At 35.8% G+C, this 21,246-nt stretch carries 17 protein-coding genes and 2 pseudogenes; 16 read left to right on the top strand and 3 right to left on the bottom strand.

Going from position 1 to position 21,246, the window contains the following annotated elements; translation table 11 throughout:
- Nucleotide 1: 1 nt before the first annotated feature.
- Entirely contained in the window at nt 2-580 is a 579-nt protein-coding gene (gene lpcA / locus A9G47_RS10185; RefSeq protein WP_065567672.1) for a D-sedoheptulose 7-phosphate isomerase, read from the bottom strand.
- 410 nt (nt 581-990) lie between these two features.
- On the opposite strand from lpcA, the gene ribH reads away from it, so the two are divergent.
- The 11 genes and pseudogenes from ribH to gorA all read left to right on the top strand — a co-directional run bounded on the left by ribH (nt 991) and on the right by gorA (nt 10,925).
- Nucleotides 991-1,461, top strand: a complete 471-nt coding sequence (gene ribH, locus A9G47_RS10180; RefSeq protein ID WP_065567673.1) for a 6,7-dimethyl-8-ribityllumazine synthase — start codon at nt 991-993, stop codon at nt 1,459-1,461.
- Between the two features lie 4 nt (nt 1,462-1,465).
- Nucleotides 1,466-1,885 (top strand): transcription antitermination factor NusB, encoded by a 420-nt coding sequence (gene nusB / locus A9G47_RS10175; protein WP_065567674.1) that lies wholly within the window; start codon nt 1,466-1,468, stop codon nt 1,883-1,885.
- Nucleotides 1,886-1,906: 21 nt separating this feature from the next.
- Nucleotides 1,907-2,956 carry a TrmH family RNA methyltransferase gene (locus A9G47_RS10170; protein WP_065642808.1) on the top strand — a complete coding sequence of 350 codons (1,050 nt, stop codon included), beginning with the start codon at nt 1,907-1,909 and terminating at the stop codon, nt 2,954-2,956.
- A gap of 141 nt (nt 2,957-3,097) precedes the next feature.
- Nucleotides 3,098-4,033, top strand: a complete 936-nt coding sequence (gene nadR / locus A9G47_RS10165) for a multifunctional transcriptional regulator/nicotinamide-nucleotide adenylyltransferase/ribosylnicotinamide kinase NadR (protein WP_065642807.1) — start codon at nt 3,098-3,100, stop codon at nt 4,031-4,033.
- Between the two features lie 61 nt (nt 4,034-4,094).
- On the top strand, nt 4,095-4,871 hold the full coding sequence (gene ubiE / locus A9G47_RS10160) for a bifunctional demethylmenaquinone methyltransferase/2-methoxy-6-polyprenyl-1,4-benzoquinol methylase UbiE (RefSeq protein WP_065567677.1): 777 nt from the start codon (nt 4,095-4,097) through the stop codon (nt 4,869-4,871).
- Nucleotides 4,872-4,885: 14 nt separating this feature from the next.
- Nucleotides 4,886-6,397: pseudogene (gene ubiB, locus A9G47_RS10155) on the top strand (ubiquinone biosynthesis regulatory protein kinase UbiB); the annotation flags it as partial.
- 100 nt (nt 6,398-6,497) lie between these two features.
- Nucleotides 6,498-6,716 carry a twin-arginine translocase TatA/TatE family subunit gene (tatA, locus tag A9G47_RS10150; RefSeq protein WP_065579593.1) on the top strand — a complete coding sequence of 73 codons (219 nt, stop codon included), beginning with the start codon at nt 6,498-6,500 and terminating at the stop codon, nt 6,714-6,716.
- A 3-nt stretch (nt 6,717-6,719) separates the two neighbouring features.
- Nucleotides 6,720-7,001, top strand: a pseudogene (tatB, locus tag A9G47_RS10145) (Sec-independent protein translocase protein TatB); the annotation flags it as partial.
- 56 nt (nt 7,002-7,057) lie between these two features.
- On the top strand, nt 7,058-7,825 hold the full coding sequence (tatC, locus tag A9G47_RS10140) for a twin-arginine translocase subunit TatC (RefSeq protein WP_065642805.1): 768 nt from the start codon (nt 7,058-7,060) through the stop codon (nt 7,823-7,825).
- 49 nt (nt 7,826-7,874) lie between these two features.
- Nucleotides 7,875-9,299 carry a bifunctional D-glycero-beta-D-manno-heptose-7-phosphate kinase/D-glycero-beta-D-manno-heptose 1-phosphate adenylyltransferase HldE gene (gene hldE / locus A9G47_RS10135; protein WP_065642804.1) on the top strand — a complete coding sequence of 475 codons (1,425 nt, stop codon included), beginning with the start codon at nt 7,875-7,877 and terminating at the stop codon, nt 9,297-9,299.
- A 273-nt stretch (nt 9,300-9,572) separates the two neighbouring features.
- Nucleotides 9,573-10,925, top strand: a complete 1,353-nt coding sequence (gorA, locus tag A9G47_RS10130; RefSeq protein WP_065642803.1) for a glutathione-disulfide reductase — start codon at nt 9,573-9,575, stop codon at nt 10,923-10,925.
- Between the two features lie 79 nt (nt 10,926-11,004).
- Here gorA and A9G47_RS10125 read toward each other — a convergent pair whose 3' ends face one another.
- Nucleotides 11,005-12,354 carry an MFS transporter gene (locus A9G47_RS10125; protein WP_065567684.1) on the bottom strand — a complete coding sequence of 450 codons (1,350 nt, stop codon included), beginning with the start codon at nt 12,352-12,354 and terminating at the stop codon, nt 11,005-11,007.
- A 233-nt stretch (nt 12,355-12,587) separates the two neighbouring features.
- On the opposite strand from A9G47_RS10125, the gene A9G47_RS10120 reads away from it, so the two are divergent.
- From A9G47_RS10120 to glyA, 4 genes are all read left to right on the top strand, one after another.
- Complete coding sequence (locus A9G47_RS10120; protein ID WP_065567685.1) at nt 12,588-13,157, top strand: DNA-3-methyladenine glycosylase I; 570 nt, start codon at nt 12,588-12,590, stop codon at nt 13,155-13,157.
- A 4-nt stretch (nt 13,158-13,161) separates the two neighbouring features.
- Nucleotides 13,162-13,746: a YdcF family protein gene (locus tag A9G47_RS10115; protein WP_176700695.1), complete on the top strand. Its 585-nt coding sequence runs from the start codon at nt 13,162-13,164 to the stop codon at nt 13,744-13,746.
- A 166-nt stretch (nt 13,747-13,912) separates the two neighbouring features.
- Complete coding sequence (gene mnmE / locus A9G47_RS10110) at nt 13,913-15,274, top strand: tRNA uridine-5-carboxymethylaminomethyl(34) synthesis GTPase MnmE (protein WP_065567686.1); 1,362 nt, start codon at nt 13,913-13,915, stop codon at nt 15,272-15,274.
- A 328-nt stretch (nt 15,275-15,602) separates the two neighbouring features.
- Nucleotides 15,603-16,859, top strand: a complete 1,257-nt coding sequence (gene glyA / locus A9G47_RS10105; RefSeq protein WP_065588920.1) for a serine hydroxymethyltransferase — start codon at nt 15,603-15,605, stop codon at nt 16,857-16,859.
- A gap of 66 nt (nt 16,860-16,925) precedes the next feature.
- On the opposite strand, the gene A9G47_RS10100 is transcribed toward glyA, so the two are convergent.
- Nucleotides 16,926-19,094, bottom strand: coding sequence for a MerC domain-containing protein (locus A9G47_RS10100; protein ID WP_065642802.1), 2,169 nt, complete (start codon nt 19,092-19,094; stop codon nt 16,926-16,928).
- A gap of 199 nt (nt 19,095-19,293) precedes the next feature.
- Between A9G47_RS10100 and A9G47_RS10095 the strand changes: the two genes are divergently transcribed.
- Nucleotides 19,294-21,222, top strand: a complete 1,929-nt coding sequence (locus A9G47_RS10095; RefSeq protein ID WP_065642801.1) for an ABC transporter ATP-binding protein — start codon at nt 19,294-19,296, stop codon at nt 21,220-21,222.
- The last annotated feature ends 24 nt before the right edge of the window (nt 21,223-21,246 follow it).

Below are 21,246 nucleotides of genomic sequence, written 5' to 3'. Positions count from 1 at the left end.
ATTATTTTGACATTTCCTTTTCAATAAGAAGAATAAGAATATGAATTACTTTAATGTGGATTTCTTGTACACGATCGGCATAGCCAAAATGCGGAACACGAATATCAACATCGGCAAGCCCATTCATCTTACCACCATCTTTACCGGTTAATGTAATGATTTTCATCCCTTTTTGTTTTGCTGCCTCAATGGCTTTAAGCACATTGGTTGAGTTCCCAGAGGTTGAAATACCTAAAAGTACATCACCTTTTTGACCTACACCTTCAATATAACGTGAAAAAATAAAATCAAACCCAAAATCATTACCCACACAGGAAATGTGACTTACATCAGATATAGCAATTGCAGGGTAAGCAGGGCGATTATCGCGAAAGCGGCCTGTTAACTCTTCAGCAAAATGCATCGCATCACAATGAGAACCGCCATTACCACATGATAAAACTTTACCGCCTTGTTTAAAGGAATCGGCAATTAAGATAGCCGCTTTTTGAATCTGCTCAAGATTTTTATCATCGGAAACGAAACTAGTTAAGACCTCAATGGCTTGGTTTAACTCATTACGAATATTGTCAATGTACACTAATACTTCCCCATCATTAAATAAATTTATTGTACTATTGTAATTTTTTCAAAATAGCTTGCAAGCGATAAAAATAAAATTACTTTTCTTGGCAAAAACTTTCAGGTAGACATATACATTAAGTACATATGTTTAAATATAAATGTTAAAGCCCAAATAAGTTAAAATAATGACTAACAGTTAAAGAGTGAAATAACAACAAAATTTAGATTAATTTTAAAATTAATAAATAATACATTTACAATAGCTAAATTTTTTCATTTATTTTAAATAATATCTTGGATAAAACTCAGTCGTAACGCTATTTGCCAATAGGATAAGTCTTTAATTCGTGATACAATTTAACAATTATTTTTTCGCTTAACAAAAGAGTGAAAAGGCATTTAAAATAGAATCAATAAGGAATGAATATGCAAACAATTGAAGGTAAAGTTGCTGCACCAAAAGCTACGGTTGCAATTGTAGTAGCACGATTTAATCATTTTATTAATGATAGCCTTGTCAATGGTGCAATTGATGCGTTAACACGCATTGGACAAGTTGATGATAAAAATATTACTGTTATTTGGGTTCCAGGTGCTTATGAAATTCCACTGGCTACTAAAGTTGCTGCACAGTCAAAGAAATATGATGCAATTGTAGCGCTAGGTACGGTTATTCGTGGCAGTACGGCACATTTTGATTTTGTTGCTGGTGAATCAAGTTCAGGATTATTAAGTGCAAGTTTAGATAACACTATTCCAGTTGGATTCGGTATTTTAACTACCGAAAGTATAGAACAAGCTATTGAACGTGCAGGCACAAAAGCTGGCAACAAAGGTGCTGAAGCGGCATTAACTGCACTGGAAATGCTAAATATTATTAAAGCAATTAAGGAGTAATTTAGTGGCATTAGTTAATCCTCGTCGTCGAGCAAGAGAATGCGCAGTGCAAGCCATTTACTCTTGGCAAGTTTCTAGAAACGATCTTGCTGATGTTGAGACAAGTTTTATTGCGGAACAAGATATGAAAGGCGTTGATGCTAAGTATTTTCGTGAGCTATTAAATGGTGTAGCCAAAAATACCAGCGAATTAGATGACAAAATGACGCCTTATCTCACTGAACGTTCGATTAATGAGTTAGGCCAAGTAGAATTAGCCATACTTAGAATCGCACTGTATGAATTAATAAAACGTCAAGATGTACCTTATAAAGTTGTGATTAATGAAGCTATCGATTTAACTAAAACATTTGGTGCTGCAGATAGCCATAAATTTGTTAATGGTGTATTAGATAAAATAGCCCCAACCATTCGTACTCGATAACCAATTAATTATGAGATTGATATGAACAATAATACCGAAAAAAGCAAACCTACTATTTTTTATGCCAAAAATAGCGAATCTAAAAAGCCTTTTCGTTCAGCGACTAAAAAAACGACTGGCTGGAAAAGTAAAGATGACTCATTTCAAGTAAAACCTAAACGCGATCGTCATGATCGTATTGAAACATTCAAACCTAGAAATGATAAATCTGCATTTGCAAAAAAGAGTTTTATTGTTGATCTTAATCAATCTAAATTGCCTATTGAGAATGAATCACCATGGCAAAAAAAGCTTCGTACAAATGAACAAACTCCAACTTTTGGTTATGATGGATATCGCCAACGTAAAGAAGAAACGTTAGTTTATAGCGAAAATAGTTGTAAGGCAGTATTCAAACATCGTCGCACAGCAATTGTTAAATTATTTATTACTCAAGAGATGACTTATCAATTTAAAGAGTTAATTGAGTGGCTCGTTAAACAACGCTTAGGTTATGATGTAGTCTCTAGCGAACAGATTGGTAAAATAACCCAAACGCAACATCATGGTGGCGTATGTTTAATTGTTAAAAAACGTATACCACTTACGTTATTGGATTATCTAGAAAACAATAGCGATAAAGATCATGATTGTGTTTTAGCGATTGATGATGTCAATAATCCCCATAATCTTGGTGGGTTAATTCGTAGTGCCGCTTTTTATGGCGTTAATGGTGTCATGTTACGCCAAACAAATTTACTTGATAGCGGTGCTGCTATGCGTGTGGCTGAAGGTGGCGTTGAAGCTGTTGAGTCAATTAAAAGTGATGATTTTGTGGCCTCAATAGATATGCTTAAGCAACATGGCTATCAAGTTATTGCCCTATTACCTTGTCAAGTAAAGTCAATTACATCCAGCGAATTGCACCAAATCCATTTTAATAAAAAAGTTGCGGTAGTCATATTTCAACAAATTAATATGAAACTAATTAACAGCGCTAATATTGTTGTACATCTAAAAGGCAATGATAACATGTCCTCATTAAATATTTCGGTTGCAACGGGTGTTTTATTATCGAACTTACATAAGTAAATTAATATTTTTACTATCAATGAGTTATTGATAAAAAACTATTTTACTCATTGATAAAATATATCAAATAGCATCATTTGGTTAGAAATTGCTTTTTTTTTCTGTAAATTGTACTAGTTTTTATATATTTTGGTATGCGTCATGACTTTTAAGCATAAAGTTGGTTTAATTTTTGGGAAGTTTTATCCTTTACATTGTGGTCATATTTATCTAATTGAAAAAGCGATGAACCAAGTTGATGTATTACATATCTTTTTGGGATGTGAAGCATCGCGTGATAAGCAACTATTTAATCAAAGCCGTTTACCAAAACAACCACAAATAAGTGACCGCTTTTCATGGTTAAAAGAAACATTTAAAGATCGCCATAATATTCATATCCATGTACTTGATGAGGCTGGCATCGAGTTTTACCCAAATGGTTGGCAAGATTGGAGCGATCGGGTAAAACAAATTCTTGCTGAGCATAAAATTAAGCCCAATGTGGTATTTACTAGCGAGCCACAAGATGTTAATAACCATAAGTTCTATTTTGATTGCCCAGCCGTTATTGTTGATGCTAATCGAGAATTTATTAACATTAGTGCAACACAAATCCGCCAAAATCCATATAAAAACTGGAATTTTATTGCACAAGCAGCAAAACCTTTTTTTGTAAAAAAAGTGGCTATTATTGGCCAAGGTCGTTTTTGTGACTTACCACTCCAATTTGCTAATATTTATAATACTCAATACGTGCCCAATGGCTATATTAATTATATTGAACGAGAAATTTCAATCCAACATAATAAACGTTATTTGAGCGAATCCGATTATATGAAAATTGCAATGTTACACGTTGAACGAATTGCAAAAGCCGTTGAAACATCAAATAAACTTGTTTTTACTTCAATCGATTTTGAAACACTTGTACAATATTACAGTCAAATTTTCAAAAAAGATAATGATGTTTTAAGAGCCTTAAAAGAAAGTTGTCATTTTGATTTAGTCATTCATGAAAAAGATTTAAATCCTCAATCCTCGCAACTTGAATATTTTGAAACTGTTTCAAAGAAGATTGAAGCATTATTGATTTAGTTCATCACATTTATTATGGCTTATGCTAAAATAAGCCAATTATTTGTGATAGGTAAATTTTATGTCTCAATCTTCTGACAAACAAGACAATACAAATCAAGAAAAAATTGATTTTGGTTACACTCAAGTTCCAAAACAAGAAAAAGTAAAACGTGTTGCTGAAGTATTTCACTCTGTTGCCGATAAATATGATGTTATGAATGATCTTATGTCATTTGGCATTCACCGAATTTGGAAAAAAATCACCATTGAGTATAGCAGTGTGCGTAAAGGTCAAAAAGTTTTAGATCTAGCAGGTGGCACAGGTGATTTAACGGCAAAATTCTCGCAACTTGTTGGTGATAGCGGATTAGTTGTCTTAGCTGATATAAACGAATCAATGTTAAAAGTTGGGCGAGATAAACTACGAGACAAAGGCTTATTTAAAAATATCGAATATGTACAAGCTAATGCCGAGGAGTTACCCTTTGCGGATAACTATTTTGATTGTATAACCATCTCATTTGGCTTACGCAATGTCACTGATAAAGAAAAGGCTTTACGCTCTATATGGCGAGTATTAAAACCCGGTGGGCGCTTATTAATCCTTGAGTTTTCTAAACCGCAATATCAGATCCTAAATAAAGCTTACGACTTATATTCATTTACTATGTTACCGTTAATGGGCAAAATTGTGGCAAATGATTCTGAAAGTTATCGCTATTTAGCCGAATCAATTCGAATGCATCCTGATCAAAATACACTGAAAAGAATGATGGAAGATGCAGGATTTGTTGATGTGAAATACCACAACATGACAGGTGGCATTGTAGCTTTACATATTGGCTTTAAATTTTGATGCGATAAAAAATAATGACCTTTTTTCGACTTTATAAAATACTTTCGATATTTCGTGCTTATCGATTAGATGAATTGTTACCAAAACACCATTTAGTAAGGTGGCCACGGTTGGTTTTAAAGTGTTTATTTTGGATTAGACCCAAAGCTAAACATCAAGAAATTGGTGAGCGATTACGTCAAGCGCTACAGGAGCTCGGCCCCGTATGGGTAAAGTTTGGGCAGATGGTTTCAACTCGACGCGATATTTTACCTAAACACATTGCAGATTCGCTGACCAAATTGCAAGATCACGTTGCTCCTTTTGATGGACAAATTGCTAAACAGCTTATTGAATCGGCATTAGGTCAAACAATAGATTATTATTTTTCCCATTTTGATGAAAAACCATTAGCATCAGCATCGATTGCCCAAGTCCATACAGCAATATTAAAGCGTAGCCAAGCTGAAGTTATTATTAAAGTATTACGCCCTAATATTTTACCTATTATTGAAGCTGATATACGTTTAATGTATTGGGTAGCTAAACAATTTACCAAGCGCATAAAATCAGGCGAAAAATTGCGAGCTGTTGAAATAGTGCGTGATTATGAAATCACGCTATTAAAAGAGTTAGATTTACAAAAAGAAGCTTACAACACGATTAGATTGCGCGATAATTTTATTAATAGTGATATCTTATATATTCCTTATGTATATCATGACCTTTGTCGAAAAAATGTGTTAGTTGAAGAACGAATTAAAGGTATACCTATCTCAAATATTGAGCAGCTTAAGCAAAATAACGTCAATATGAAATTACTAGCAGAACGAGGTGTTCAGGCATTTTTTACCCAATTATTTCGTGATAACTTTTTCCATGCAGATATGCATCCCGGTAATATTTTTGTCGATATTACCGAACCACAAAACCCCCGTTATATTGGCATTGATTGTGCCATTATTGGTATATTGACTGAGGATGATCAACGTTATCTTGCTGAAAACTTTTTAGCCTTTTTTAATCGAGATTATCGCAAAATAGCCCAAATCTATATCACATCAGGCTGGGTGCCAGAAACAACTGATGTTGTAGCACTTGAAATGGCAATGCGTAACGTCTGTGAACCTGCATTTGCAAAACCCCTTGCCCAAATTTCATTTTCACAAATTTTGTTACAATTATTTCAAGTTGCTCGCCAATTTGACATGGATATTCAACCCCAATTAACTCTGCTTGAAAAAACGTTATTTTATATTGAAGGGCTAGGTCGCCAGCTTTATCCTGAACTAGATTTATGGAAAACAGCAAAACCATTTTTAGAAAAATGGTATCAAGATAAATATAGCGCAAAAAAAATACTACAACAAACTTGGCAATCATTACCCGCGTGGCAAACTATGTTGCCAAAGTTACCCGAAAAATTAAATAACTATGAACGAATCAGTAAACAAATGAGTGCCCAACTAACACAAATTACTCAAGAATTACAGCTTAGTAAAAAGCGTGAACGGAATCTATATAAAATGATGGGGTTAGTGTGTGCATTATGTATTATTATATTGGTTTCACATTAAGCTGATTGTCTTGGGAATATTATAATTTGCGTGTATAATTTGGTTATTTACCTCATCGGAGATAATTATCATGATGCCAAGTTTACCTCAACTTTTAATATTAATTGCGGTTGTTGTATTGTTATTTGGAACAAAAAAATTACGTTCATTGGGCTCCGATCTTGGCGAATCAATTAAAGGCTTTAAGAAAGCAATGAATGATGATGACGATAAAAAAGATGCTGATAATTCACAAAAATCTGAAAATATCGATTCATCTGATGCTAATAATCAGAGCAAAAAAGAGTAAACCGTGTTTGATATTAGTTTTGGTCAATTATTATTAGTTTTAATTATTGGTCTGGTAGTTTTAGGGCCAGAACGGCTACCCATTGCGATAAAAACAGTTACAGGGTGGATAAAAGTGCTACGCCGAATGTCTGCTACGGTACAATTAGAGCTGAATAAAGAGCTCAAACTGCAAGAGTTGCAAGCCAGCTTAAAAAAGGCCGAACAAAGTGGTTTAAAAACACTTACACCAGAAATTCAAGAATCTATTGATGATTTAAAACGTGTAACCGAATCCTTACAAAAAGAAATCGATTCCGCCACAAAAATTGATACAGAAACTCGTACAGATAAAAATACACCATGACAGACAACGCTACTCAACCATTAATTGGACATCTTGTTGAACTTAGAACACGGCTTTTACGGTGTATTATCTGTATTTTGCTGGTATTAATTGGCTTGCTTTATTTTTCCAATGATATTTATCATATTGTGGCAAATCCGCTTATGAGTCAATTGCCACAAGGCAGTAATATGATAGCAACGGATATTGCAGCACCATTTTTTACACCAATTAAGTTAACAGTTGTAGTGGCGATCTTTATTTCAATTCCTTATGTGCTATATCAAATTTGGGGATTTATTGCCCCAGCGTTATATCAACATGAGAAACGTCTGGTTATGCCGTTAATTGTATCAAGCACGATTCTTTTTTATCTTGGTATAGCATTTGCTTACTTCGCTGTGTTTCCATTAGCGTTTTACTTCTTTATCCATACCGCACCGATCGATGTGGCGATTAATACTGATATTACCAAGTATCTTGATTTTGTCATGACACTCTTTATTGTCTTTGGATTTGCTTTCGAAGTGCCAGTTGCTATTATTTTGCTTTGTTGGACAGGAATAACTACACCAAAAAGTTTACGAAACAAGCGACCATATATTATTGTTGGGGTATTTGCTGTTGCTATGTTTGTTACCCCTCCAGACGTATTTTCACAAATACTATTAGCTGTACCCATTTGTTTACTATTTGAAATTGGCACTTTTTTTGCCCGTTTTTATCAACCGCGCAAAAATGACGAAATGGAAGATGACAACAGCCATGATTTTGATGAGACATAAACAAATATAGAATGAGTAAACTGAAAATAACTAAGGATAACGAGTCATAATGAAAGTATCATTACCTGATTTTAATTGCGCCAATGTATTAGTGGTGGGCGATATTATGTTGGATCGCTATTGGTATGGGGGAACGAATCGTATATCGCCCGAAGCGCCAGTACCGGTAGTTAAAATTGACTCGTTAGAAGAACGACCTGGTGGTGCTGCCAATGTGGCTATGAATATTACTTCTCTTTGCGGTAATGTACGCCTAATTGGCCTAACAGGCATAGATGAACCAGCAAAAATTCTTAATGAACAATTAAGTGGACATAAAGTCCAATGCGATTTTGTTTCTGTATCAACACATCCAACCATAACAAAGTTACGCGTTCTATCACGTAATCAACAATTGATTCGTATTGATTTTGAAGAAGGATTTAACAATATTGATGCAACGCCTCTTCTAGAGCGTATTCAAACAGCATTAACGACCCATAAAGTTTTGGTACTATCGGATTATGCCAAAGGTGCGTTATCTGCTGTTCAATCAATGATTAAGCTTGCTAATCATGCCAATGTGCCTATCTTAGTCGATCCAAAAGGAACCGATTTTGAGCGTTACCGCGGGGCGACATTGTTAACCCCAAACATGTCAGAATTTGAAGCAGTAGTCGGACATTGTAAAACTGAAGAAGAGATTGTTGAAAAAGGTTATCAACTCATCAAACAATATGATCTAAAAGCCTTACTAGTAACACGTAGCGAAAAAGGCATGACATTATTACAGTTAGATAAACCAATTTACCACTTACCAACTCAAGCAAAAGAAGTCTTTGACGTAACAGGAGCTGGCGATACAGTAATCGCTACATTAGCTGCAGCATTAGCTGCTGGTCAATCTTTAGAAGAAAGTTGTTTCTTAGCAAATGTCGCAGCGGGTGTGGTTGTTGGTAAACTAGGTACTTCAACTGTTTCACAAGTTGAATTGAGTAATGCCATTCGAGCCCGTGCCAATGACGGTTTTGGAGTAATGACAGAAGAAGAGCTTAAAGAAGAAATCAAAAAAGCGCGTATGCGTGGCGAAAAAATTGTTATGACCAATGGTTGTTTTGATATTTTACACGCAGGGCATGTTTCTTACCTTGCTAATGCGCGTAGACTAGGTGACCGTTTAATTGTAGCAGTGAATAGTGATGCTTCGGTTAAACAATTAAAAGGGGAATCCAGACCTATTAATCCGCTAATGCAACGTATGATTGTACTTGGTGCACTTAATTCAGTTGACTGGGTTGTACCGTTTGAAGAAGAAACACCACAACGTTTAATTGCAAGTATCTTACCTGATGTCTTAGTCAAAGGCGGTGATTATAAACCCGAAAATATTGCCGGCGGTAAAGAGGTCATTGAAGCAGGCGGCACAGTTAAAGTCCTCAATTTTGAAGATGGCTGTTCAACCACCAATATTATTAATGCAATAAAAAATCGCTAAATTAACAAATCTTATCGGTTGCTTCAGTGTGCCGCTGATAAGATTTATAATCCGATATTAATACACTTGCTTATTATTCTATTTTACGCATTTCTTGGAAAAACGTGTTAACGCTAAGCACCATTTTTAGTAACTGACTAATAAAATATTAACAATTATTAGTATGATCAATCGTTAATAACTATTATTAAATTTTAGAATGAATACTTTTTTTATCTTGCGATTTATGTAAAGCTAATAGCTAACTAATGAAAATTGTATTAAGGATATTTAATGACCAAACATTATGATTATATAGCTATCGGTGGTGGTAGTGGAGGGATTGCATCTGTTAACCGAGCGGCATCCTATGGAAAAAAGTGTGCACTAATTGAAGCAAAATTATTGGGTGGAACCTGTGTTAATGTTGGTTGTGTGCCCAAAAAAGTCATGTGGTATGGTGCACAAATTGCTGAAGCCATTAACCATTATGGCCCTGACTATGGTTTTAATACTACCATTAATCAATTCAGCTGGGACAAATTAATTGCAAGTCGAAATGCTTATATTGATAGAATCCATCAATCTTATGATCGTGTCCTTAATAACAATAACGTTGATGTTATTCATGGTTATGCTAAGTTCGTTGATGCTCATACAGTTGAAGTCAATGGTGAACATTATAGTGCTGAACATATTTTGATTGCTGTTGGTGGTAAACCAAGTATTCCGAATATTCCCGGTGCTCAATATGGTATTACATCAGATGGCTTTTTTTCTCTAAAAACCTTACCCAAACGTGTAGCCGTTGTTGGAGCAGGATATATTGCTTGTGAAATTGCAAGCGTATTACATTCGCTGGGTGCACAAACACACCAATTTATTCGTAACGCTACGCCATTACGATCGTTTGACCCACTTATTATTGATACCTTAATGGAAGTGATCGCAACAGAAGGTCAACAATTGCATACTTTTGCCATTCCAAAATCAGTCACTAAAAATAGCGATAACTCATTAACATTAACTCTTGAAAATGGCGAAAGCTATATCGTCGATTGCTTAATTTGGGCCATTGGCCGTGAACCTGCGACCCATGATATGAATTTACAAGCAGCAGGCATTGCTGTTGATAGTAAAGGTTTTGTGATCGTTGATAAATACCAAAATACTAATATATCAGGAGTTTATTCAGTCGGTGATGATACAGGCGCAACAGCATTAACCCCTGTTGCGGTTGCTGCTGGACGTCGTTTATCAGAAAGGCTATTTAACAATAAACCTGATGAACATTTAGATTACAGTAATATTCCAACCGTAGTATTTACTCATCCGGCAATTGGTACCATAGGCTTAACAGAACCAGGCGCAATAAAACAATATGGTTCTGAAAATGTAAAAGTTTATCAATCAACATTTACAGCAATGTATACCGCAGTTACTCAACATCGCCAAGCATGTCGCATGAAGCTAGTTTGTGTAGGTAAAGATGAAAAAATCGTCGGTATTCATGGCATTGGTTATGGTATGGACGAAATACTACAAGGTTTTGCAGTAGCATTAAAAATGGGCGCTACTAAAAAAGACTTTGATAATACCGTGGCAATTCACCCAACCGCAGCTGAAGAGTTTGTCACAATGCGTTAATAGTATCAGTTATTGTGTAGTACACATTAAAATAAAAAGCAGGGTAAAAGCCCTGCTTTTTATTGGTTGTAGCTACTGATTAATGACCCGAGTTACTATTCCATCCCTGTTTTGCAAGTGGGTAGAAACCGACAGCAATCGCAATTAATGCCACAAAAGAGATATAAAGGCCTGCACCAAGATAACTATACTGACCTAATAAATGTTCAGGGCTTAATAGATAAATTGTTAAAGTCGGTGTAAAGGCACTAAATAGTGCATAAGCTAAATTGTAAGAAAACGATAAGCCAGAATAGCGAATAGCTGGAGGAAAAGTTCTCGTTCCAATAATTGGTGTCATGGCGATAGCCCCAATGAAAAGACCAAACGCAGCCCATGTCCAATAAAGTTGAGTTAACGATATTTCTGGGCTTAAGGAGCTATAAAAGTAGATGCTTGTAATAGCCAATCCACCCCAAGTAATGACAACGGTTTTAGTGGTACCTAACTTGTCTTCTAGCCAACCGGAAATAACACAGCCGATGGTTAATGTTAATGCTGCAATACAACCGCCAACACGCCAATCAAGGTTAGTAAAATGATACATTCCACCGACAATACGTCCGGGAGTAATTAAAATCCCCACCATAATTGCTGTTGATAACGACCAAGTTAGTAATGCAACAATCACACATGCTGTTTTGTGTTTCTGTAGCACTGTAACTACAGGAATATTTTTTTCGATAGCTTTACGGACGGCTAATTCTTTAAAAATAGGTGTTTCAGAGAGAAAACGTCTTAAATAAACTGAAATAATGCCAAAAATACCACCAATAATAAATGGAATACGCCAAGCATAATCTAAAATATTTTGTTTAGTAAAACAAAGATCAATAATAATAGTTACAATAAACCCAAGCAAAATACCACCAGTGATGCCAGAAGTTAATGTCCCTACACCAAGTCCATAACGTTGCTTTGGCACATGTTCAGCAATAAACACCCACGCGCCTGGCATTTCGCCACCTATAGCAGCGCCTTGTAGCATTCGCATTACTAACAATAATAGTGGTGCAAAAATGCCAATCATATCGTAAGTTGGCAATATACCAATGATAAATGTTGGTAGGGCCATCATAGCAACACTTAAGGTAAACATTTTTTTACGCCCAACTTTATCACCAAAGTGAGCCATAATAATGCCGCCAACAGGGCGAACTAAATAACCCGCAGCAAAAATACCCCAAGCAAACAAATCTAATGTTAATGGTGAAAGTGTATGCGGTAAAAAGAGTGGCTTGACGATGGTATCAATGTAAAGTGCATAGATAACAAAATCATAAAATTCTAATGTACCACCTAAAGAGGATAAAACTAACGTTTTAAAATCCTGACAAGTTAATGGTCGAGCACTAGGCTGCCATTCGGTGTTAATCTCAGACTGACTCATGGAAAACCTTATTATTAAGTTAAGTTAGAAAATAAAAAAATCTGTCTTTTATTGATTTAAGATAAAAATGAAAGTTTCATTCTGCCATAAAAAAAAGTCCTTTTTTTCATCATAAAAAAATTTAATGTATATAACAAATCAACTTATTTGATTTATAATTCAACCAATTTATGCTTAAAAAACATAAAGCGACATAAAACATAATTAATAATAGATAAGCTAGGTAAAATTTGATGCAAAATAACGAGAAAGTACGTTGTGATTGGGTTTTGAATGATCCCATATATATTCATTACCACGATAACGAATGGGGCATTGTTCAACATAATAGCCTTAAATTATTTGAAATGATTTGCCTTGAAGGGCAACAAGCAGGGTTATCATGGATTACTGTTTTGAAAAAGCGTGATGAATATCGCCGTTGCTTTTTCAATTTTGACCCAAAAAAAATCATAAGATTGTCAACTGAAGATATTGAGCAATTACTTAAAAATAAAGGACTGATCCGTAATCGTTTAAAGTTAAATAGCATTGTCAAAAATGCCCATGCTTATTTAAATATGCAAAAAAAAGGGGAAGATTTCTCGCAATTTATCTGGTCTTTTGTAAACGGCAAGCCCATTATTAACCACTTTAAAGATAAAAGTGAAGTGCCTGTAAGCACCGAAGTATCTGACAACATGTCAAAGGAGTTAAAAAAAAGAGGCTTTAGTTTTGTTGGCTCCACAATTTGTTATGCTTTTATGCAATCAATGGGACTGGTTGATGATCATTTTCAGAATTGCTTTAAAAAAGGATGTTAATTTAATGAATATATTTAATTTATTAAAGTATTCCGTAATCACTATTTTAAGTTATTTTATTGTCTGTAATATTATTATTTTTATTTATGCACAACAAAAACCCGTTGATAATGCTGAAACTATGGTTGTGTTAGGATCTCAAGTTGTCGGCACGCCAGCTACAGCGCCTTTAACTTTACAAATTCGTTTAGATATTGCTGCTACTTACTTACAAAATAATCTTCAAACTAAAGTCGTTGTTTGTGGTGGACAAGGTAAAGATGAATCAGCAAGTGAAGCCAGTGTGATGTTTAATTACTTAGTGAATAAAGGAATAGATGCTTCACGAATCTATATTGAAGATAAATCAACCCGAACTGCGCAACAATTCGTGTATGCTAATCGCATTTTACCATTAGGGAAAACGATAGTTGTAACTAATGATTTTCATTTATTACGTTCAGTCATGCTGGCTAAACGCTCAGGATTTAATGATGTATCTGGATTGTCAGCGCCCTTGAGCTTTTCTAATTTTGATAAATATATTGCGATGATAAGAGAACCACTTGCTTTGGCTAATTCTTGGTTATTTGATCACCCTAAAAATTAAATTAGGTATGGTAGTTTTTAACAACTTATCAAATCTTTTGATTCTTTTATATATTTTTTGAATATAGCTTATTCTTATCATCACTAGATAAGTAAGCAGTAGCTGTTTTTGGCATCTTGTCCATGATATTATGGCACATTGCTATTTAATTTAGAAATTAATACATATGAATTTAGATACTATTGTTGCACAGGCAACCCCACCTGGCCGTGGAGGTGTTGGGATTTTACGTATTTCGGGATCTCAAGCCCGAGCAGTAGCTCAATCTATATTAGGTAAATTACCTAAACCACGCCACGCTGATTATTTACCTTTTTTAGCATCAGATGGTTCAACTTTAGATGAAGGTATCGCTTTATTTTTCCCAAATCCACATTCATTCACTGGCGAAGATGTGCTTGAGCTACAAGGGCATGGTGGGCCAGTTATTCTCGATTTATTGTTAAAACGAGTTCTGGAAGTGCCTAATGTCCGTATTGCACGCCCTGGTGAATTTTCAGAGCGCGCATTTTTAAATGATAAGCTAGATCTTGCCCAAGCAGAAGCCATTGCTGATTTAATTGATGCAAGTTCGGAACAAGCAGCAAAATCTGCAATATCATCTTTGCAAGGTGTATTTTCTAAAAAAGTAAATACACTGGTTGAATCATTAATCCATTTACGCATTTTTACCGAAGCAGCAATTGATTTTCCTGAAGAAGAAATAGACTTTTTATCGGATGGTAAAATTGAGGCTCAGCTAAATGAAGTAATTACTCGCTTAGCTGAAGTTCGCCAAGAAGCTAAGCAAGGAACACTGTTACGAGAAGGAATGAAGGTAGTCATTGCTGGGCGCCCTAATGCAGGTAAATCCAGTTTGCTTAATGCACTAGCAGGGCGTGATGCCGCCATAGTGACTGATATAGCAGGAACGACCCGAGATGTACTACGTGAACATATTCATATCGATGGTATGCCGTTACATATTATTGACACCGCAGGTCTACGTGAAGCCAGTGATGAAGTGGAGCGAATTGGTATTGAGCGAGCTTGGCAAGAAATTGAACAAGCAGATAGAGTATTGTTTATGGTCGACAGCACAACAACGACCGAATCCAATCCCGAAAAATTATGGCCAGAATTTATTGAACGCTTACCTAAAAATTTGCCTGTTACTGTTATTCGCAATAAAGCAGATTTAACTGGCGAATCGCTAGGTTATAGCGAAGCAAATGGTTACTCGCAGATCCAACTATCTGCACGAACAGGTGAGGGAATAGAACTGCTACGTGATCATCTAAAACAAGCCATGGGCTATACCAGTAGTACCGAGGGAGGATTTTTAGCACGCCGCCGCCACCTACAAGCACTCGAAAAGGCAGCTCAGCACTTAAACAATGGCAAACATCAACTCGTTGTTTTTCATGCTGGTGAATTGTTAGCTGAAGAACTAAGGTTAGCTCAAGAAGCTTTAAGCGAAATCACGGGAGAATTTACCTCCAATGACTTATTAGGCCGTATATTTAGTTCGTTTTGTATTGGTAAATAAATGCAATAAAAAAATGAATAAAATCAATAGGTTTTCTGAACAACTTTTAGAGATGAAAATACACTCTTTTTTGGCGTTTTTTTATTCACAGTATGCAAATACTTCCTTGTTTTTGAAAATATTAAATATATCCACATTAAACCACTATTTTAATGGTGATTTGTAAATGCGTTATTCTTGATATCGATTTGTCATAAATTTTTTTTATAACCTTAAAAAAAGATTGAAATCGCACGTTAATTAAGTAAGGATAACTGACAGTAATATTTTTATACACTATGTATAGCAAAGCCTTTAAGACTAATGCAATGAACAATAAGGAGTCAACATGTTTAGTAAAGATATGACTATTGCCGATTATGATAAGGAATTGTGGAATGCCATTAAAGGCGAAGAACAGCGTCAAGAAGATCATCTTGAACTGATCGCATCAGAGAACTATACCAGCCCACGAGTAATGCAAGCGCAAGGCTCACAACTTACCAATAAATATGCTGAAGGTTATCCTGGCAAACGCTATTATGGTGGTTGTGAATATGTTGATATTGTTGAAAAATTAGCAATAGAGCGTGCTAAGGAGTTATTTGGTGCGGACTATGCCAATGTGCAACCGCATTCGGGTTCACAAGCTAATTTTGCGGTTTATATGGCACTGTTAAAAACAGGGGATACCGTTTTAGGTATGAATTTATCCGAGGGAGGTCATTTAACGCATGGTTCGCCAGTGAGCTTTTCAGGCAAACTTTATCATGTTGTTTCTTATGGTGTTGATGATTCTGGTCATATTGATTATCAACAGCTGGCTAACATTGCTCAAGCCTCAAAACCTAAAATGATTATTGGCGGATTTTCGGCTTACTCGGGCATAGTTGATTGGAAGCGTATGCGCGAAATTGCCGATAGTGTAGGCGCTTACTTATTTGTGGATATGGCGCATGTAGCTGGTTTAGTTGCAGCGGGCGTTTATCCAAATCCTGTTCCTTATGCGCATGTTGTTACCACTACAACACATAAAACCCTAGGAGGCCCACGAGGGGGATTAATTTTAGCTAAAGGTGGTAGTGAGGACTTATATAAAAAACTAAATTCAGCGGTTTTCCCAGGGGCACAAGGCGGTCCTTTAATGCATGTGATTGCAGCTAAAGCTGTTGCATTAAAAGAAGCCATGGAACCTGCGTATAAACAATATCAACATCAAGTAGTTAACAATGCTAAAGCTATGGTGGAAGTGATTTTAAATCGTGGTTATAAAGTGGTATCTGGTGAAACAAACAATCACCTATTCTTAATTGATTTAGTCGACAAAAATATTACAGGTAAAGAAGCTGATGCCGCTTTGGGTAGTGCTAATATTACTGTTAATAAAAATAGCGTACCTAAAGATCCGCAAAGCCCATTTGTTACATCGGGTGTGCGTATTGGTACACCAGCTATTACTCGTCGAGGCTTTAAAGAAGCCGAATCACGTGATTTGGCCAATTGGATTTGTGACGTGTTAGACAATATTGATGATGAACAAACCATTCAAACAGTGAAAGAAAAAGTGTTAACTATTTGCCGTCGATTACCAGTTTATCAGCATTAATTATTGATAAAAAATCGCCGACTATTGTCGGCGATTTTTTTGATAGCTTGTTTTATAAAATGATTTTTATTTATCATTCGTTATATTATCTTGGGTTTTTTCTTGCTTTTGTAGTTCGATATAGTGTTCTAAATAACCTTTGTGCCATAACCAACCTCCCGTTGCGCCAACACCAAGTAAAATAGCTAACCCAAAAGCGGCAATTAAAACTTTGTTGCTGTTGTTTTTCATTGGGTCACGCAAATTGCGTTTTGCGTTTGATGGCAGTTCAGCTTTGCTGGTGAGCAAACTACCCAACATTAAGTTGATTTTAACTTGGCCATTAATTGCCCAACCTGATGCTTCAAGTAGTGGACCTAGAGTTCTACGTCGTAATTTTAACCATGCCAAAATAACAGACGGTCCTGAAATAATTAAGAATAATCCAATAAAGAATAAAGGAAATTGCCACCAAGTTAGCGAAAAAATTGCTTGAAAAATAGAGGCTAATGCCGTACCTATTGCACCTACAGCTAAACCAATTGCGGCAAAAATACCAACGCTTTTACCAATATCAAATTTATTTGCTGGGTTTTGCAAAGCTTGTTCACTTGATTTTTCAATATTGGCATCTTTACTGCTAGCCCATTTGTTAATTTGTTCAGTAATACAGCGACCAATACGTTGATAAGGAGCTAAAATTGCTTGTTGAATGCTAATTGGCTTAGTGATTATTTTAACCACATTAGCATCCCAATCATTTCCTTTATTATCGATAAATACACCATTGCGACCTTCAAGTAATAAATCGCCTTGCCCTGCTGTCATTGCCGCGGCAATGAGTTGCTTTTGCCCATGCCTTGTGCATTCACAATAAAGTAAACAAAGTTCGGAATAATTTGCCATTGTTACGTGCTTAGCAATATTATCAACCGCAACGCAAAGGGTTGCACAGCGACCATCAATATAAAGCTTACCAAGCTGAAATGCAGCTCGTGTATTTGGTGAGAAGAAATCAGCAAAAGACGCAAAGTTAACCAATAAACGATATAAATGTTTATGAAATAAGACTAATTTTTCTAATATGAGAATGTCTGACGCCGATATTGGCGTTTTATTATCTTGTTCAACCATTTGCTGAAATTCGGTTAACAAATCGTCGTTAGCTAGGCTAATCATGAGATTGTTTGGTATATCTTCTATGCTAGCAGCGGGTTCAATTGCCACAGTTAATTGTGCTAATTCGGGCTTAGAACTAATCAGTTTAGCGTAAGCTTGCAAGCTTTGTTGAATATGTTGCCATTCTTGCTGTGTTAGCTGGTCTGAATTGGATAAGGATGTTTCTACTAATGTTTTAAACCGACTAATTTTAGTTTTCCAAAGAGGGTTTATTCCATTGACTAAATCAAGCACCTCAACTGTGTCGATTTTTGATAGAGGTAATTCGGCTAAAGCCTCATCAGACAATAATCCATTTTGTGTCGGTACGATATACTTTTCGTCTACGTTAAGCGCTGTTTGTGCTTGCGGGGCATATTGCGCCAATTCAACACGTAAAAAATAATCATCAATTTTGGGTTTTAATAGTTGAATTAGCTTCCATATTTCAGCGCTATTTTCACCAAATGGTGTATCGGTGTTATTTATTTTTGCTTGCCATTGCAACCAAGTTTTTAAGTTTTCAACAAATGTGGTGGCAATGTTTAAATCAATCCCCTCTTGTCCACTCATATCTTTTTGTGCACCAGTGGTTTTGATTGCTGTTTGAATAAAGGTTTGCATGTCGCTTGATAATTCGCTTGATGCAGGGAAGATTAAATCACCATTGTAAAGTTTATCAGCATTGGTTTTAATTGATTGCCATATATCATCTTGTGTCAAATAATCCACATTACTTTTATTCAAACTAGCCAAAATACTCCGTGCCGTAGTAGAGAGTTTTTCCCCTTGTGGGGTAGACGTTTTAATTTGCGATAAAGGCAGTGTTTCGCTCATTGTTAAAAGGCTATCAAATGACACGATTTTATCTTGTGTCCAACTAATAGCATCTAAAATATCAGGAATGCGAATACGTCCATCTTGATCTGAATCAAGTAATGCTAAAGTTCGCTCGTCAAAATCTAACCCTATTGTTGGGCAACTTAATGCTACCCATAATTTAGGGTCTAAATCTGGTAAATTGATAATGTCATCAGCACTTTTAAATACAACTTGATCCAACCCACCAACTCGCTGGAATGTCCACATATGGCTCATAATAATCTCCACACCGAAACTCATTAATATTTTTATTCATTAATATAACAGTATTTATTTTTTTTTATAGGATAGAACAGTGATTTCTAATATTTGTGAGACCTATTAGTGCTTCTTTATTTTTTTGATTTATTTGCCTTGGCTAACTTTATGATAGAATAATGCCTTATTACTTAATATCCAAATAAAAATCACCATTATGTCATTAATTAATCTTACCAATGCTTACCTTTCATTTAGTGATGCGCCACTGCTCGATCATATTGATATGTCTATTGAACCAAACGAGCGAGTTTGCCTTGTTGGTCGTAATGGTGCGGGCAAATCAACGTTACTGAAAGTATTAAACAAAGAAATACCATTAGATGAAGGTCAAATTATTTATGAAAATAATGTGATAGTTTCACGTTTGCAACAAGATCCCCCTCGCGATGTACAAGGCAATGTATTTGACTTTGTGGCCGAAGGGTTGCATGAACAAGCGCAATTATTACGTGATTATTACGATTTGGCACATCAAGTAGAGCAAGATCCTTGCGAAAGCAATTTAACCAAATTAGCCAAAATGCAAGAGCAATTAGATCACCAAAATGGCTGGCAATTAGATAGCCGTATTCGTAATGTTATTTCGTCGCTATCGCTTGATGGCGATGCTTTGCTATCTTCGCTATCTGGTGGCTGGCTTCGTAAAGCCGCATTAGCTAGAGCATTGGTTTGTCAACCGTCGGTTTTATTGCTTGATGAACCAACTAACCATTTAGATATTCAAACCATAAAATGGTTAGAAGAGTTTTTAAAAAGCTTTAATGGCAGTATTGTATTTATTTCTCATGATCGCTCTTTTATTCGCCAAATGGCAACGCGCATTATTGATTTAGATCGCGGCAAAATTGCCTCTTGGAGTGGTAATTACGATAACTATTTAATTGGCAAAGAAGAAGCACTACGTGTTGAAGAGTTGCAAAATGCCGAATTTGATAAGAAATTAGCCCAAGAAGAGGTCTGGATTCGCCAAGGTATTAAAGCACGCCGTACACGTAATGAAGGGCGAGTACGTGCATTAAAAGCAATGCGCCAAGAGTATAGCGCACGTCGGCAAGTAATGGGTAGTGCCAAAATGCAAATTGAAGAAGCACTGCGTTCAGGCAAAATTGTTTTTGAGCTTGAAAATGTAACCTATCAGATTGGGGATAAGTTGCTCGTTAATGATTTTTCTGTACAAGTATTACGAGGTGATAAGATTGCTTTAATTGGTCCTAATGGTATTGGTAAAACGACTTTGTTAAAACTGATGTTGGGTAATTTAGCGCCAACATCAGGTAGTGTGCATTGCGGTACCAAGCTTGAAGTTGCCTATTTTGACCAATATCGACTTGAGCTCGATCCTGAAAAAACAGTAATGGATAATTTGGCTGAAGGCAAACAAGAAGTGATGGTTAATGGCAGATCTCGCCATGTTCTTGGTTATTTACAGGACTTTTTATTTCCACCAAAACGAGCGAGAACACCTGTACGAGCTTTGTCGGGTGGAGAGCGTAATCGCTTATTGCTTGCTAAACTTTTTTTAAAACCTAGCAATTTATTAATCCTTGACGAACCAACCAATGATCTTGATATTGAAACGCTTGAATTATTAGAAGAGCTAGTTAACGATTATCAAGGTACGGTCTTATTGGTTAGCCATGATAGGCAATTTGTTGATAATGTAGTGACACAGTGCTGGTTTTTTGAAGAACAAGGTCATATTGGTGTTTATGCCGGCGGTTATGCTGATGCATTTCAACAACAACAGCAGGCAAAACCAGCCAAGGCCACGATAAACAATAATAAAGAGAATAATCAATTAGAAAAAAACAATAATATTAATACTCAGAACAATAAGCAAACCAGTAAAAAGAAAGCAAAGCTGAGTTATAATGAGCAACGTGAGCTAGCACAACTTCCCAATAAGATAGAACAATTAGAAAATGAAATTGCTGATTTACAAAAACAAATCAGCAATAGTGATTTTTTCAATCAACCTCATGAGGTGACAAATCCCGTACTACAAATGTTAGCCACTAAAGAATCAGATCTAGAAGCTATATTTGAACGATGGGAACAGTTAGAGTCTTTAAGTAAATCATAAGATAAGACAGCCATTTTCAGCATT

The organism is Gilliamella sp. WF3-4 (genome assembly GCF_001690275.1).
GTDB classification, from domain to species: domain Bacteria; phylum Pseudomonadota; class Gammaproteobacteria; order Enterobacterales; family Orbaceae; genus Gilliamella; species Gilliamella apicola_C.
This window is presented reverse-complemented; position numbering and strand designations above follow the sequence as displayed.

What these genes read in the sequence shown, in the direction of transcription:
- ribH (WP_065567673.1), top strand. Translation starts at nt 991, where the DNA reads ATGCAAACAATTGAAGGTAAAGTTGCTGCACCAAAAGCTACGGTTGCA.
- A9G47_RS10170 (WP_065642808.1), top strand. Translation starts at nt 1,907, where the DNA reads ATGAACAATAATACCGAAAAAAGCAAACCTACTATTTTTTATGCCAAA.
- nadR (WP_065642807.1), top strand. Translation starts at nt 3,098, where the DNA reads ATGACTTTTAAGCATAAAGTTGGTTTAATTTTTGGGAAGTTTTATCCT.
- ubiE (WP_065567677.1), top strand. Translation starts at nt 4,095, where the DNA reads ATGTCTCAATCTTCTGACAAACAAGACAATACAAATCAAGAAAAAATT.
- tatA (WP_065579593.1), top strand. Translation starts at nt 6,498, where the DNA reads ATGATGCCAAGTTTACCTCAACTTTTAATATTAATTGCGGTTGTTGTA.
- tatC (WP_065642805.1), top strand. Translation starts at nt 7,058, where the DNA reads ATGACAGACAACGCTACTCAACCATTAATTGGACATCTTGTTGAACTT.
- hldE (WP_065642804.1), top strand. Translation starts at nt 7,875, where the DNA reads ATGAAAGTATCATTACCTGATTTTAATTGCGCCAATGTATTAGTGGTG.
- gorA (WP_065642803.1), top strand. Translation starts at nt 9,573, where the DNA reads ATGACCAAACATTATGATTATATAGCTATCGGTGGTGGTAGTGGAGGG.
- A9G47_RS10125 (WP_065567684.1), bottom strand. Translation starts at nt 12,354, where the DNA reads ATGAGTCAGTCTGAGATTAACACCGAATGGCAGCCTAGTGCTCGACCA.
- A9G47_RS10120 (WP_065567685.1), top strand. Translation starts at nt 12,588, where the DNA reads ATGCAAAATAACGAGAAAGTACGTTGTGATTGGGTTTTGAATGATCCC.
- A9G47_RS10115 (WP_176700695.1), top strand. Translation starts at nt 13,162, where the DNA reads ATGAATATATTTAATTTATTAAAGTATTCCGTAATCACTATTTTAAGT.
- mnmE (WP_065567686.1), top strand. Translation starts at nt 13,913, where the DNA reads ATGAATTTAGATACTATTGTTGCACAGGCAACCCCACCTGGCCGTGGA.
- glyA (WP_065588920.1), top strand. Translation starts at nt 15,603, where the DNA reads ATGTTTAGTAAAGATATGACTATTGCCGATTATGATAAGGAATTGTGG.
- A9G47_RS10100 (WP_065642802.1), bottom strand. Translation starts at nt 19,094, where the DNA reads ATGAGCCATATGTGGACATTCCAGCGAGTTGGTGGGTTGGATCAAGTT.
- A9G47_RS10095 (WP_065642801.1), top strand. Translation starts at nt 19,294, where the DNA reads ATGTCATTAATTAATCTTACCAATGCTTACCTTTCATTTAGTGATGCG.